Raw genomic sequence first — 13,699 nt, 5'->3', positions numbered from 1 at the left:
GAGGTGCGTCGGCGGGTCAGCCCTTGACGCCTCCGGACGCGAGGCCCGAGGTCACATGGCGCTGCAGGGCGAGGAAGACGAACAGCGCGGGCAGGGCGAAGAGGGTGGAGGCGGCCATGGTGGTGCCCCAGTCGGTCCCGAAGGTGGTCTGGAAGGAGGAGAGCCAGACCGGCAGGGTGCGCTTGTCCTGCTCCTTGATGATCAGGAAGTTGGCGTAGGTGAACTCGTTCCAGGCGGTGATGAACCCGAACAGCGAGGTCGCCATGAGACCGGGCGCCAGCAGGGGCAGGGCCACCTTGCGGAAGGCGCCCGGACGGGTGCAGCCGTCCACCTGCGCGGCCTCCTCCAGCTCCGGCGGGATGCCGGCGATGAAGCCGCGCAGCACCACCACGGTGAACGGCAGCGTGATCATGAAGTAGACGAGGGTCAGGGTGGGCAGCCGGTCGAGCATGCCGGTGTCGCGGGAGATGATGTAGACCGGGATGATCAGCGACTCCCACGGCGCCATCTGCGCGATGAACACCGCGAGCATGAACTGGCGCCGGCCGCGCCATTTCATCCGGGCGACGGCGTACGCGGCGCCGAGGGCGACGACCAGCGCGAGCAGCACGGCGGCGAGCGTGACCAGCACGCTGTTGCGCCAGAACAGGGCGAATCCGTCGGCGTCCACGGCCCGCCGGAAGTGGTCGAGCGTCCAGTGCCGTGGCACGAGACGGGGGTGGTACGACTGGATGTCGCGGGACGGCTTGAACGCGGTCGAGACCATCCAGTACACGGGGAACAGGCAGACGGCCGCGGTCCACGTGGCGGCCCCGTTCAGGGCCAGACGGCCTGCCGTGCGCCGCAGCGGGGGCCTGCCGTGCGGTCGGCGAGACGGTGTGCCGTGCGGCTGGAGCGGTGCCGCGGGCGCACCGGTCCGGGGGCGGGGCGTGCTCACAGGTGTTCCCCCTCCTGACGGAACAGCTGGCGGAAGTAGAGGACGAGCACGCCGCTCATCAGCAGCACCGTGACCATCGAGGCGGCGGAGCCCAGGTCGTAGCGCTGGTCGGCGAGGGCGGTCTGCACGGCGTACACCGGCAGGATGGTGGTGGCGTCGCCGGGGCCGCCCCGCGTCATCACCCAGATCTGGACGAACGCCTTGAAGGTCCAGATCACTTCGAGCGAGAGCACGAGCATGAAGATCGGCCGGATCAGCGGGAAGGTGACGGAGCGGAAGACACGCGTGGCGCCCGCGCCGTCCAGGCGCGCAGACTCGTAGAGCTCGGCCGGCACGGTGGTCAGCGCCGAGTAGAGGGTGATCGCGGCGAACGGCACGGACTGCCAGACGATGAGCACGACGACGATGGCGAACGCGGCGCCGCCGTGCGCGAACCAGGGGTAGCCCGCGAACGAGGTGAACCCCAGTCCGGTCAGGGCCTCGTTGACGATGCCGAACTGCGACTGGAACAGCCACTGGAAGACGGTCGTGGCGGCGACCACGGGCACGGCCCAGACCAGCACCAGCGAGCTGAGGACCGCGGTCCTGCCGAACCTGCCGAGCCGTTCGACCATCAGGGCGACCAGGGTCGAGAGGACCATGATGGCCACCACGTTGACCGCCATGAAGAAGAACGTGCGGCGCACCACCTCCCAGAAGCGGGGGTCGGACAGCAGCGTCCGGTAGTTGCGCGGCCCCACGAACCGGGCGTGGCCCAGGATCAGTTGCCGCAGCCGGAAATCCTGGAAGGAGATCACCACGGCCCGCGCCAGCGGGTAGACCAGCAGGTACAGCATGCCCAGGGCGGCGGGCGCGACCAGGGCGTACGGCCAGACGGACCCCCGTCGGCCGCTGCCGTGGGCGCCCGCTCGCCCTCGGGTGCGCCGGGGCGGACGGCGGGGGACGGAGCGCGGCACACTCCGCTCACGGACGATCGACACGGCGCCTCCTTCGTTCGTGGGGGGGCGAACGGCTTCCGGCCGGGGGCGGAGCCGTGGCCTGCGGCGGCCGGTGCCGGCCGGGGAACGGCCGGAGCGTGGCCCGCGTGTGGGTCAGGAGCCGCTGTTGAGGGTGGTGGCGATGGTCCGGGACGCCTTGGCGGCCGCGGACTTCTCGTCGCTCCCGGTGAGCACGGCGGTCATGTACTCCTTGATCGGGTTCTTGGCCTCGACCGCCGCCCACTGCGGCGTGTTGGGGGTGGCGTGCCCCTGGGCCGCGCCCACCGCCATCGCCGCCGCACCCGGATCGGAGGAGACGGAGCCCGCGAGCGTCGTCTTGTTCGGCACGTAGCTCATGGCCAGTGCCAGCTTCTTCTGCCAGGCGTCACCGGCGAGTTCCCTGATGAAGGTGAGCGCCTCCTTCTGGTGGGGTGCAGCGGCCGGCACCACCAGGTCGGAGCCGCCGGTGAAGACGGCGCCGGGCGTGTCCGCCTGCTTGCCGGGGATGGGGAAGAAGCCGAGCTTCCCCTTGAGTGCGGGGTTGTTCTGCACCACCACACCGGCGCCGCCCGGGGTGGCGATGATCTGTGCGACCTGCCCCTTGGCCATCACCTCCGCCTGCAACGGCCGGGCCTCGTCGGAGTCCTTGGGGCCCTTGCCGAGGGCCTGCAGCCGCCGGTAGAAGTCCATGGCCCGCAGGGCCCCGGGGCTGTCGAGTCCGCCCTGCCAGGCGCCGCCGGACCGCACGGCGAGGTCACCGCCCTCGTCCCAGACGAAGCCGGCGAGGGCGTACCAGTTCTGCCCGGGCAGGTAGATGCCCTGGGTGCCGCCCCGGTCGAGCTTCTCGGTGGCGGCGATCCACTGGTCACGCGTCCTGATCCGGGTGGCGTCCACCCCGGCCTTCCGGAACAGGTCGGTGCGGTAGATGACGACGCGGTTGGCGGCGTAGTACGGGATGCCGTACTGCCTGCCGTCGAACCTGCCGGGCTCGGCCAGGCCCTTGAGCCAGGTGCTGCCGCCGAGTTCGTCCACCTCGCCGGTGAAGTCGCTCAGGCCGCCGCTCTGTGCGTACTGGGCGACCTGGGTGTTGCCGACCTCGATCACGTCCGGGGCGTCGTTGCTGGCCAGGGCGGCGGTGACCTTCTCACCGATGCCCTCCCACTCCTGTATCTGGATCTTCAGGTCGATGTCGGGGTGGGCCTTGGCGAAACCCGCCTCGAACTGCTTCTGGAAGGCGGCCGAGACGCTGTCCCGCATCAGCCACACGTCGAGGACCGTCTTGTTCCCCGCGGCTCCCTGCGACCCGCCGTCGGAGGAGGAGCAGGCGGTGAGACACACGCTCAGCAGCAGGGCGCCGAGCGGGGCGAGTGAGCGGTACTTCATGGTTCACCTCTGGAAGACCCGAAGACGGACGGAGCACACTCAGATGGCAAGTTGACCAGTTGGCCTCACCAGTGGTTTACCAGCCGGTGTCGGATGAAGGTGGCATAGACCAATAGCAGCGTCAACCCCCCACGCACACACCGTATTTCGGGCCACCTGGCCCACCCGGTGGCCTGATCGCACGTGAAGGCGCGGCTATTCCCGATTGACCACCTGACCAGTTATGGTCAGGTCCCATACCAGTGCCCGCCCCGAGACGAACGAGAGCCCCGCATGCAGATCGACGCCGCCCCCGGCACGGTGCTCAAACGCGAGCGGGTCCGTGACGCGATCCTCGGCCTCATCGAGGAACGGTGCCCCGGAGACGCCATCCCCTCCGAACGCACCCTGTGTGCCGAACTCGGCGTGTCCCGGCCCACCTTGCGGGCCGCGGTCGACGAACTGGTCGCCGCCGGACTGCTGGTGCGCCGCCACGGCCGGGGCATGTACGTCGCCGCCGAGAAGATCACCCAGGAACTCGTCTCCGGCCGACAGGCGTTCAGCCTTCCTCCGGCCAAGGGCACCTGGACCAGCCGCCTGCTGGAGTTCTGCACCCTGCCCGCCGGCGCCCGGGTGGGCCGCAAGCTGCGCATGTCCCCCGCCGCACAGATCCGCTACGTGGCCAGGCTCCGGCTCGTCGACGGCTCGCCCGTCGCCATCGAGCACCTGCACCTGCCGGCGGACCTGCTGCCCGACCTGACCAGTGACGAGCTGGAGAACGGCGACCTGTACGAGCACCTGCGCGAGCAACACGGCGTCCACGTCAGCGAAGCCGTGCAGTCCATCGAGCCCACCGTCGTCACCCGCGCCGAGGCCGACCTGCTCCAGGTGCCGGAACTGTCCCCCGCCCTGCTCTTCGAACGCCTCACCACCGACACTCGCGACCGCCCGGTGGAATACGTCCACTCGATCTATCGCGGAGACCGCTACCGCATCGTCTCCCGCCTCACCCTCGGCCCCCGCGCCGAACCCCCACCGTCCCCCGAGGGCCACCACCCCGGCATCCCCCCGGGCGACTTCACCCACGGCGACCCGATCGCCTTCTCCACGCACGGGGTGGTGCAGGACGGTTCGTGAGACATGTGCGGGACGGTTCGTGAGGCATGGGGTACCGGCCCCTCACCGCGAGGACCCGGTGTGACTCAGGTCCGGGGCCACTCCCGGCCGCCGGTCACCTGGTGCGCGACACCGCGCCATCGCTCCTCTCCGCCGGGCAGTGGCCAGGCCCAGGTGGGGCGTACCGCCGCGTCCAGGTCGCGCAGGCGCCGGGCGAGCCGCGGCCCGGCCGTGGCGGCGCCGTCCGGGACGGCGGGACCGTGGACGGCGCGGAGTCCGGCGAAACGCGCCAGTTCGTCCTCGTAGGCTCCCACCGCGTCATCGACGCCTGCGGCGAGGTCGTCGCGCGACACCGTGCGGTGCATGTGCAGCAGCGGAGGTTCGACGGACTCGGCGATCGCCGCGGCGAGCCGCGCGTGGCCGTCCAGGACCAGATGGCAGTCGAGGCCGCTGACCCACCACAGGAGAACGGGCGGAAGCGTCCCCTCGCGGGCCTGCTTGCGGTACGCCTTGACCCGGCTGTCGTCCGTGCCGGGCATGGGCCGCAGCGGGAGAACCTCCCACGAGCCGGAGTGGAGGAACCAGTCGATGTACCCGTCGGGATGGCCTTCGACGAGCATCGAGCTCCAGTACTCGGCGTGCGAGGTGCCGGCGTGCCGCCACCGCCTGAACGGACTCTCGTGCGAGAGCAGCCATCTGCCGTCGTGCAACGGGCTGTCCGGCGAGTCGGCGAGGTACCCCGCGAAGCGGTGGGCCCACCGCTCCGCGCTGCCCGCCAGGACACGGCCCGTCTCGGCACGCAGCGGCGGGACGAAGGAGCGGTACTCGTCGGTGCGCCAGAAGTCCACGCCCTCGTGGCGCACGTCGACATCGGCGAGCAGTACGGGCCGCTCCCCTTGGGAGAGCAGCAGCCGCCGCCCCGCGCTGAACACGCACAGCCCCGGCCGGCGGCGGTCCCGCACGTCCAGGGACAGCCCCACCCACGGGCCGTCGTCCCGCCCGGCATCGCTGCGCCGCATCCCTTGACCCTAGACGGCTGGCGGCTGGCGGCTGGCGGCTGGCGGGTGGTGGCTGGTGCCGTGAGGCGGACGACCGCCCTGGGCCGGCCGTCACGACGCCCGCGCACCCGCCCACTGGGGCGAGAATGGGCCGCGTGGACCATCTGCTGCACCTCGACCGCACGCTCGACGAACTGGACCCGCCGCGATGGACGCCCCCGGCCGCTGACGCGACCCGGCTGGTGCGCACCGTGCACGAACTGCGGCGCGTGCCCCTGGGCGCGCTCGGAGCGGCGGACCTGCGCACGCTCGTGGCGCAGCGGGTGGCCCTCCCGTACGTCCTCCCACTCGCCGTGCGCCTGCTGATCGAGGAACCGCTGCTCGACGCCTACTTCTACGAGGGCGACCTGCTGCTCGCCACCGTCAACGCCCCGCCCGCCGCCTGGACCCTGCTGCCGGAACTCGCCGCGCGGTTGCGAGCCGTGATCACCCGGCTGCCCGAGGCCGAAGTCGCCGCCCTGCCTCGCGGCGCGGCAGAGGAACTCGCCCGCTTCGCGGCGGGGACCGATACCCCGGGCTGACCTGCCGGCGGCGTGGGTGCCTCGGCCCGCCCAGCGCTACGGCGAGGTGGGCGACTGCGGGGAGCGGAGTACCAGCAGGGTGATCTCGCTGGGGGCGAAGACCCGGAACGGCGGGCCCCAGAAGCCGGTGCCGCGGCTGGTGTAGAGGAGGGTGCGCGCGCCGTGGCGGCTGAGGCCGGCGAGGGCGGGCTGGTCGATGCCGACCAGGTGGTGGAAGGGCCAGATCTGGCCGCCGTGGGTGTGACCGGAGAGCTGGAGGTCGATGCCCGCGGCCGCCGCCCGGTCGACGAACTTGGGCTGGTGGGCCAGGAGCAGGACGGGCAGGTCGGGGTCGGCGCCGTGCAGGGCACCGGCGAGGTGGGCGCGGTGGCCCTCGAGGCCGGAGGACTCGGCGGTGACGTCGTCCACGCCGGCGACCACGAGGGTGTCGCCCCCGCGTTCGAGCAGCAGGTGGCGGTTGCGCAGCGGTTCCCAGCCCAGTTCGTCCATCAGGTCGACCCAGCCCTGGGCCTCGCTGTAGTACTCGTGGTTGCCGGTGACGTACACACGGGCGTGGGTCGCCCGCACGGTGCCGAGTGGGACGGCCTGGGCGCGGCGGCGCTCGGCCGTGCCGTCCGCGATGTCGCCGGTGTGGCAGACCAGGTCGGCATCGAGCGAGTTCACCGTCTCGCACACCCGCTCCGACCAGCGGGCGCGGTCGAGCGGACCGTAGTGGGTGTCGGTGATGAGGGCGACGCGCAGGCCGTCCAGCCCGGCCCCCAGGCGTGGCAGCCGCACGTCGAGCCGGCGCACGCGGGGCACGCGGCGGGCCTCGGCGTAACCCCAAGCGAGCAGTACGGCGGCCACGCTTAGGACGGCCCAGGTGACGATCCGGGCCCGGTCCTGGCCTCCGCCGACGCCGGCCACGGTCAGGGCGAGCCGCAGGAAGACGCCGAACAGGACGGACCAGGTGAACAGGATCCAGCTGGTGCCCAGCAGGGTGTCGCCGATGATCGCCGCCCGGTCCTGCTGGCGCCGGCCGTGGCCGCGCGTCATCGCGAGCGGCATACCGACGAGGCCGAGGACGAACAGGGTGGTGCCGACGATCGTGACGGCCGGCGGCCACTGCTGGCCGCCGTACAGAAGCACCCAGCAGGGCACGGCCCACAGCAGGACGGGGGCGATCATGGGGATGTAGCGCATCAGGCGGTGCAGCCTGCTCGGCCGCGGCGCCTGCGTCTCGCCCTCGGCGGGCCGGGTGTCGCTGGTGTCGGTCACGCTTCCCCTCCTGACCGGGCTGCCGTCCCGCGCACTGTATCCGGTCCCCCTCGAAGCGGCCGGACCGGCGGTCGGCGGGCGCGGCCCCTCGGGGGCGCGGGACGCGCACGGAAAGGCGCCTGACGGGTGGAGACCCGGCTCAGGCGCCTTTTCGCACGCGGCGGGCGTCTAGAAGAAGGCCAGCTACTTCGGCGAGTAGCTCACCAGCAGGTTCTTCGTCTGTTGGTGGTACACGCCGGGTCCAGGTGCGTCGATGGTGTTGGTGACAGGAACGTGACAGCTGAGGAACCCCCGTCGGCCAGGTGGTGACGGGGGTTCCTGCGTTCGGGGACAGCCTTTGCGTGGGCGGAGCCCAGCCGCAGCCACCAGATGCTGACGGCACCGCCCCGTCACGGTGAACCGGATCGCCGGTGACAACCGTCGTGGTGCCTGGGCGCAGGGGCTGGTGGAACATCCGCCGGGTGCACCGCGTTCCCTCACGGGAAGCCGGGGCGGAGGCGGCCAGGATGGTGAGAAAGGTGGCGACATGCTGGAGACGGTGGGCCTGACGGCCGACGAGAGCGAGGTGTACCGCCTTCTGGTCGCCACCGGGACGGCGTCCGCTCAGGACATCTCCGGCCGCTCGGCCCTCGACGTCGTCACCGCGCGGCTGCTGCTGCGCGCGCTGGAGCACAAGGGCCTGGCGTCGGTGGTCGAGGACAGTCCCGAATGGTTCACGGCCGTGCCGCCGCAGGTGGCCCTCATGCCCCGGCTCCAACGCCACTTCGACGCCCTGGAACAGACCCGGGCCGCCGTCTACGAACTGGCGGAGACACACCGCCGCAGCGCATGGGCCCGGAGCACGGGCGAGGCCGTCGAGATCATCACCGGCGCGGCGGCACTGCGCCAGCATCTGCGGCAGCTCCAGGACGGCGCCGGCCGCGAGATGATGTGGTTCGTGAAGGCCCAGTACGTGGCCATGTCACCGGAGAGCAATCAGGAGGAGTTCGACGCGCTGGACCGGGGCGTGCTCTACCGGGCCCTGTACGAGCAGGCGTACTTCGACGACCCCGACTCGGTGGACTTTGTCGTCAAGGGCGTGTGCGCCGGAGAGGTCGCCCGGGCGGTGCCTCTGCTGCCCCTGCGGATGGCGATCGCCGACCGCTCGGTGGCCATCCTGCCGCTGGCGGCCTCGGGCACGTCCCGCAACCCCAGGGAGCTGCGGGCCGCGGTGGTGCGGGAGAGCAGCCTGCTGGACGCGCTCATCGCCCTGTTCGAACACCACTGGGAGATCGGTGCCCCGCTCCGGGTGACCGAGGAGGGCCAGATCGGCGGCGCCGGCACCACGGATGCCGCCTCGCCGGTCGGGGAGGACCGGCACCTGCTCTCCCTGATGGTCGCCGGTATGACGGACGAGGCGATAGCCGGACAGCTGCGGGTCAGCAAGCGCACCGTCCAGCGGCGTATCCAGGGCCTGATGAGCCTGGCGGGCGTCGCGACCCGGATGCAGCTGGGCTGGCACGCGGCCCGCCGCGACTGGCTCTGAGAGTACGGCGGACGCCGCAACGCACACGAACAGGGCCCATCGGACGTGTCCGGCGGGCCCTGTCCCCGTTCGTCCGGCCGCTGCGGCCGGGCTGCGCTACTCGCGGAAACAGTTACTCGAGGACGTGGCTACTACGCGAAGGCGGCTACTTGAGCAGGTAGCCCTTGATGACGGTCTCCTTGAAGGAGTTGGCCGCCGCGTCCTCGACGTGGACGCGCAGGCTGACCGAGCCGCCCGCAGCGCGGCGCGGGTGCTCCACGGTCACGGTGCGCTCCATGCCGGAGCCCTTGACCCGCACCGACTGCCAGGTCTTCCCCTCGTCGAAGGAGACCTCGGTGGTGAAGACGCGGATGGGCGACGCCGGGGCGCCGGCCGTCCGCTGGATCAGGACCGGGATGTCGAGCTTGCGGCCGGCCTTGGCCCGGTTCCACTCGTCCAGCTTCGGCGACATACGGACCGCGTACAGCGGCAGCGCCTGCCGGGTCGCCGTGGTCTGCGACCGGAACCGCCATTCCGCCCGCACACTCGTGGAGACGGAACTGGGGGCCATGTCACGGTTGTGCTCGACCGTCAGACGATAGTCGGCGGGGGTGGCGTCGGCCGGGACGTCGCTCATGCTCCAGTCCTGGGAGACCAGCTCACCGTTGCGCCACAGCTTCACCTCGGGCAGGCCGGACGTGGTGTCGGCCACCAGGTCGAGGTTGCCGTTCGCGGCCGACTGGAAGGGCCGGTACATCGTGTCGCCCTCACGGAAGGCGGCCATCTGGGACGAGAGGCCCACGGCCTGGATCCCGCCGTTCCAGCGCTCGTCGACCTGGGAGCCGGCCTTGTAGCCGTGCAGGTCGCTGAGATAGCTCTGCCCGTGCGCGTCCGGATCGAGGAAGCTGTTCTGGTCGAAGGCCGTCTGCCAGCGCAGGCCGTCTGCCGCCGAGAAGTAGTCGACGCGCCGGGCCGGGACCGGAATCCCCTCCATCGCCCGGCCGCTGAAGCGGACGTTGCCGACGTACGTCCACACGATGCGCGTGGCCGTGGTTCCCGGCGTGGTGGCGGCGAACGTGCTGTTCACCCTGGCCAGTTCCGACTTGCGGGGGTTGTAGGCGGGATCCGCCGGGATGGCGCCGTGCACCGGTCGCGTGAGGTAGTAGACCGAGGCGGGGTTCCCGTCCGCGCCGGCCGGTTCGCCCCAGATACTGGTGACGAGGTACGTGAACTTCGAGTCCTTGTACTGGTCCGTCGGCACCGCGTACACGCCGTCGATGTGATCCGTGCCGATCGCGTTGTACATGGTGACCGAGAGCAGCTGCTCGGCCATGCTGATCGTGCCGATCTCGGCCGACATGATGCGTGCGGAGCGGCTCGGTGCCGACACCGTGACGGGCTTCGCCTTGCGGGCGTCGATGGTCACCTGCCGGTCGGCGCTCATCACGACCTTCGGTACGCCGACGATGGTGCCCTCGGTGAAGGAGGCGTCGAAGTAGAAGCCGCTCACCGAGTAGGTGTTCTTCGGCAGTCGCACCACCGTGCTGCTCTTGCCGAGCGCCTCGACCTCGTACGCCTTGCCGTCAGCCGAGTTGACGAGCAGGTAGGCGTTGTCGGGGGCGGCGCCCGTGCGGCTCTTCATCCCGATGCGCAGGTCGTAGGACGGCTGCTCGACGTCCATGCCGAACGGGACGCGCACCGACACCCGGTCGTCCGCGGTGCTCGCGGTCACCACGCCGCTGTAGGCGGCGTACGTCGTGGTGGCTTCCGGGGTCGCGGTGAGGGTGACGGCCGCGGTTCCGTGCGCGGGCACGGTGACCGTGTCGGCGCTGAGCCGGAACAGCCCGGCGGGAGCGGGCACGTCCTTCTTCCCGCTGCTCGGGTTGTCCTTCAGCCGAAGGGTGACCGGTGCGGCGCCCGGGTTGCGGTAGGTGATGGTCTTGGTCACCGGAGGCCGCTTGCCGTCCGTCCAGCGGATCAGCCCGAAGCCCAGTGCGGTGGTGTCGGCGGTGACGTCCTGGTCGACCGCCCGGGCGACGTCGACGCGTCCGGCGCCCTGGAAGTAGGCGCCGTGCTCCTTGGCGCCGGTCGCCGACTGCATCAGCTGGCGTTTGACCTGCTCCGCCGTCCAGTCGGGGTGCTGCTGGAACAGGATGGCGGCGGCTCCGGTCACATGGGGCGTGGCCATGGACGTGCCGCTCATCGCGACATAGCCGTCGTCGGCGGTGGTGCCGCCCGCCCTCGCGGCGACGACGTTGACGCCGGGGGCGATGATGTCCGGCTTGAGGCCGGAGTCGCCCACCCGCGGGCCGACCGAGCTGAAGACGGCGAGGTCGTCGTCGTCCTCGGCCGCGCCGACGGCCAGCGCCCGGTCGTCGGAGGCGGGCGAGGAGACCTTGCCGGGACCGCTGTTGCCGGCCGCGGCCACGACCAACGTGCCGTAGTCACGGCTCACGGTGTCGACCATGGCCTCGAGGGCGTCGGTCTCCGGTGTGTCCGTGTCGCCCAGGCTGAGGTTGATCACCTTGGCGCCGTGCTGGGCGGACCAGGCCAGGCCCTCGACGATGTCGGAGTTGTCGCAGTTGCCGTCCGCGGTGCACACCTTGCCGGACAGGATCTGCACGCCGGGTGCCACACCCTTGTAGCGGCCGTCGAAGGCCGCGCCGGAACCGGCGACCGTGGAGGTCACATGGGTGCCGTGACCGTTCAGGTCGTCGGTGTTCGGCTCGGTGGTGAAGTTCGCGGACTCGGTGACGAGGCCCTTGAGGTCCGGGTGGTTGGGGTCGTAACCGGTGTCGAGCACGGCGACCTTGACGCCGGTGCCGGTGTAGCCCTTCTCCCAGGCGTGCGGGGCCCCGATGCGCGGCACCGTGCTGTCGAGCTGGATCCTCGAGCGGCCGTCCAGCCAGACCCGGCGCACACCTGCTCCGAAGGACGTGGCGTCCGCCCGGCCGGGGGCGATGCCCTTCCAGAACCCGGCTGCGTCCGCGCGGTGTTCGCCGAGGGTCGCGAAGGGGGTCCCACCGATGGGGCGGACGGTGTCGGCACCGGCAGCGGTCAGCTGTCGCCGGGCGGTGCCCGCGTCACCGGCGTACTCGACGATCAGCGGCAGGCTCGAGCGCTGCGCGTACTTGCCCCGGACCAGGGCGGAGACGTTGAACAGCGCCTTGTCGAGGCGGCCCGTCGCGAGCAGCGGGAGCGTGTCGGCGGGTATGACCGTCCAGTCGCGACCGGCCTGGCGCTTGATGAACGCGACTCGTTCGCGGCCCTCGGCGGGCTCGACCGACACACTCTGCTTGCCCGAGGTGTCCGTCTCCAGCGTGACGCGGTCGCCGGTGATCAGGGTGAGCTGATGCCGGGAGATGATCGGCGACCGGGCCGCTCCGGTGCGCGCGGCGGCTTCCGTTCGCCCGGTGTGCGGGCCGAGGTCCTGGGCGGCGCCAGGGGCGGCGGTCAGACCGGCCACGAGCGCCACGAGGGCGGCGGCCGCCGCCGTATGCCGAGGCCGGGGAGGGCGGACCCAGCGGCGCCACTTGTTGTTCATGTCTCTCATGGGAGGACAGCGTGGTGCCGTCAAGTGCCGAGGTCAGCAGATTGCCCTGTCCACCAGGCGTCAAGTCACCTATGCGCCAACTCCTATACTCCATAAAGCGGGCAAACGTGGCCACGTTGGCGGCTCATAGACGAACCGATCGAGCCGCTCCCCGGGTGGTGTCGAGCCGGCCGCCGGAGATCCCGTATCTCAACCGAACGTGATCCCGTGATGTTGCCTGCGGATTCTGGACATGCTGGAGGAGGGGGCGTACACCGCACGACTGGGACAGGGTTCAGAGGCTGAACAGGCTGGGGTTGTCGCGGACGTAATCGGCCACCCCCGATGGAGGCCGCCCGGTGACCTGCTCGACCCCGTCCGCCTTCCGGTCGTACCGATTCTCGGCGTGAAGACGAGCCATGGTGGAGATGTGCTGAAAGGCATGGTCCGGCAGCCCCAGCGGTCTGAGATCATCGTTGATCCATTCCTGCAGCGGGACGTCCGTGTACCTGACCGGTCGTCCCAGAGCTGTGGAAAGCTCTGCCGCCATGACGGCGGCGTCCTCCGAGCGCGGGCCGGTCAGCTCGTAGATTCGGCCGATGTGCGGGGACGGATCGGCCAGGATCTCCTCAACCACCGCGGCGACGTCCCTAGCCGTCACAGGGGAGGTTTTCGCCCGGCCGAAGGGCAGTCTGATGCTTCCGTTCTTCGCGATCGAGGAGAAGCCGACACGGAACAGCGGGTTCTCCATGAACACAGTGGGCCTGATCTGGACGACGGGCAGGCCTGACCAGCCGAGGACCTGCTCCACCAACCAGTGCTGCCGCTGCTGCGCGGACTCAGAGGTGCTGGTGAGATCCATCTCCGAGACAGTGAGCTGCGACATGTTCACGAACACTTCCAGGCGTCCGTACGCGCGGGCGACGGCCGCTGCCGTCACGGCAGCCTCCAGATACTGTGCCGACACACCCATACCGAAGTACATACGTCCACAACCGGCCAGGGCGTCGGCAACGTCGACCGCGCGCGTCAGGTCTCCGACGACGACCTCCGCTCCCATCGTGCGCAGCGCCCCCGCTCGCTCATCCTCGCGATGCGCCATGGCCCGGACGCACAGGCCCCTTTGCTTCAGGCCCTCGACCACAGATCGGCCGACGGCACCGACACTGCCCGCCGCGCCCGTCACCAGAATGGGCATCGCACGGTCTTCCGGGGTGCCGTCCATACGAGCAGACTGGGGTGCGCACCGCCACGGCGCAACCGGAGACGGCCGGCATCGCCGACGTTGGGCCAGGCCGTCACCGTCTGTGAAGCAGGTCGGCCTGTTCGTTCGCCTCGGGTTCCTAGGCCGTCCTCTATACCGCTCGGCGCGGAGTGTGGTCCGTGCAGTGGCCGGGGTGACACGCCGGGGCATACGGGAACGCGGTCGGCAGCG

General features: G+C 71.0%; 10 protein-coding genes. 3 read left to right on the top strand and 7 right to left on the bottom strand.

Annotated features, from left to right (window positions below; translation table 11 throughout):
• Positions 1 to 16 precede the first annotated feature (16 nt).
• The 3 genes from PV343_RS01805 to PV343_RS01795 form a co-directional block, all read right to left on the bottom strand.
• The gene (locus PV343_RS01805; RefSeq protein WP_319145162.1) at positions 17 to 847 is read right to left on the bottom strand and encodes a carbohydrate ABC transporter permease; all 831 of its coding nucleotides are present in this window, start codon (positions 845 to 847) and stop codon (positions 17 to 19) included.
• A gap of 86 nt (positions 848 to 933) precedes the next feature.
• Positions 934 to 1,917, bottom strand: a complete 984-nt coding sequence (locus PV343_RS01800) for a sugar ABC transporter permease (RefSeq protein WP_319144953.1) — start codon at positions 1,915 to 1,917, stop codon at positions 934 to 936.
• Positions 1,918 to 2,028: 111 nt separating this feature from the next.
• Complete coding sequence (locus PV343_RS01795; protein WP_319144952.1) at positions 2,029 to 3,297, bottom strand: extracellular solute-binding protein; 1,269 nt, start codon at positions 3,295 to 3,297, stop codon at positions 2,029 to 2,031.
• Positions 3,298 to 3,570: 273 nt separating this feature from the next.
• Here PV343_RS01795 and PV343_RS01790 point away from each other — a divergent pair, with 273 nt between their 5' ends.
• Positions 3,571 to 4,413: a GntR family transcriptional regulator gene (locus tag PV343_RS01790; RefSeq protein ID WP_319144951.1), complete on the top strand. Its 843-nt coding sequence runs from the start codon at positions 3,571 to 3,573 to the stop codon at positions 4,411 to 4,413.
• Positions 4,414 to 4,478: 65 nt separating this feature from the next.
• Here the strand turns inward: PV343_RS01790 and PV343_RS01785 are convergent, their stop codons facing one another.
• Positions 4,479 to 5,411 (bottom strand): hypothetical protein, encoded by a 933-nt coding sequence (locus tag PV343_RS01785; protein WP_319144950.1) that lies wholly within the window; start codon positions 5,409 to 5,411, stop codon positions 4,479 to 4,481.
• 125 nt (positions 5,412 to 5,536) lie between these two features.
• Between PV343_RS01785 and PV343_RS01780 the strand changes: the two genes are divergently transcribed.
• A complete protein-coding gene (locus tag PV343_RS01780) occupies positions 5,537 to 5,971 on the top strand; it encodes a contact-dependent growth inhibition system immunity protein (RefSeq protein WP_319144949.1) in 435 nt (144 codons plus the stop codon).
• A 36-nt stretch (positions 5,972 to 6,007) separates the two neighbouring features.
• On the opposite strand, the gene PV343_RS01775 is transcribed toward PV343_RS01780, so the two are convergent.
• Positions 6,008 to 7,228 (bottom strand): metallophosphoesterase, encoded by a 1,221-nt coding sequence (locus tag PV343_RS01775; protein ID WP_319144948.1) that lies wholly within the window; start codon positions 7,226 to 7,228, stop codon positions 6,008 to 6,010.
• A gap of 526 nt (positions 7,229 to 7,754) precedes the next feature.
• Here PV343_RS01775 and PV343_RS01770 point away from each other — a divergent pair.
• Positions 7,755 to 8,753 carry a helix-turn-helix domain-containing protein gene (locus tag PV343_RS01770; RefSeq protein ID WP_319144947.1) on the top strand — a complete coding sequence of 333 codons (999 nt, stop codon included), beginning with the start codon at positions 7,755 to 7,757 and terminating at the stop codon, positions 8,751 to 8,753.
• 145 nt (positions 8,754 to 8,898) lie between these two features.
• Here the strand turns inward: PV343_RS01770 and PV343_RS01765 are convergent, their stop codons facing one another.
• Both PV343_RS01765 and PV343_RS01760 read right to left on the bottom strand, forming a co-directional pair.
• Complete coding sequence (locus tag PV343_RS01765; RefSeq protein WP_319144946.1) at positions 8,899 to 12,285, bottom strand: S8 family peptidase; 3,387 nt, start codon at positions 12,283 to 12,285, stop codon at positions 8,899 to 8,901.
• 274 nt (positions 12,286 to 12,559) lie between these two features.
• Positions 12,560 to 13,489, bottom strand: coding sequence for an NAD(P)H-binding protein (locus PV343_RS01760; RefSeq protein WP_319144945.1), 930 nt, complete (start codon positions 13,487 to 13,489; stop codon positions 12,560 to 12,562).
• Positions 13,490 to 13,699: the final 210 nt, after the last annotated feature.

The sequence above is a fragment of the Streptomyces sp. WI03-4A genome (assembly GCF_033792105.1).
GTDB lineage: Bacteria > Actinomycetota > Actinomycetes > Streptomycetales > Streptomycetaceae > Streptomyces > Streptomyces collinus_A.
Note: the sequence above shows the minus strand (reverse complement) of the source record. Positions and strands in the feature narration are given on the sequence as shown.

Bases quoted from the DNA above. Each gene is read 5' to 3' on its own strand.
- PV343_RS01795 (WP_319144952.1), bottom strand. From the start codon at position 3,297: ATGAAGTACCGCTCACTCGCCCCGCTCGGCGCCCTGCTGCTGAGCGTG.
- PV343_RS01790 (WP_319144951.1), top strand. From the start codon at position 3,571: ATGCAGATCGACGCCGCCCCCGGCACGGTGCTCAAACGCGAGCGGGTC.
- PV343_RS01785 (WP_319144950.1), bottom strand. From the start codon at position 5,411: ATGCGGCGCAGCGATGCCGGGCGGGACGACGGCCCGTGGGTGGGGCTG.
- PV343_RS01780 (WP_319144949.1), top strand. From the start codon at position 5,537: ATGGGCCGCGTGGACCATCTGCTGCACCTCGACCGCACGCTCGACGAA.
- PV343_RS01770 (WP_319144947.1), top strand. From the start codon at position 7,755: ATGCTGGAGACGGTGGGCCTGACGGCCGACGAGAGCGAGGTGTACCGC.
- PV343_RS01765 (WP_319144946.1), bottom strand. From the start codon at position 12,285: ATGAGAGACATGAACAACAAGTGGCGCCGCTGGGTCCGCCCTCCCCGG.
- PV343_RS01760 (WP_319144945.1), bottom strand. From the start codon at position 13,489: ATGGACGGCACCCCGGAAGACCGTGCGATGCCCATTCTGGTGACGGGC.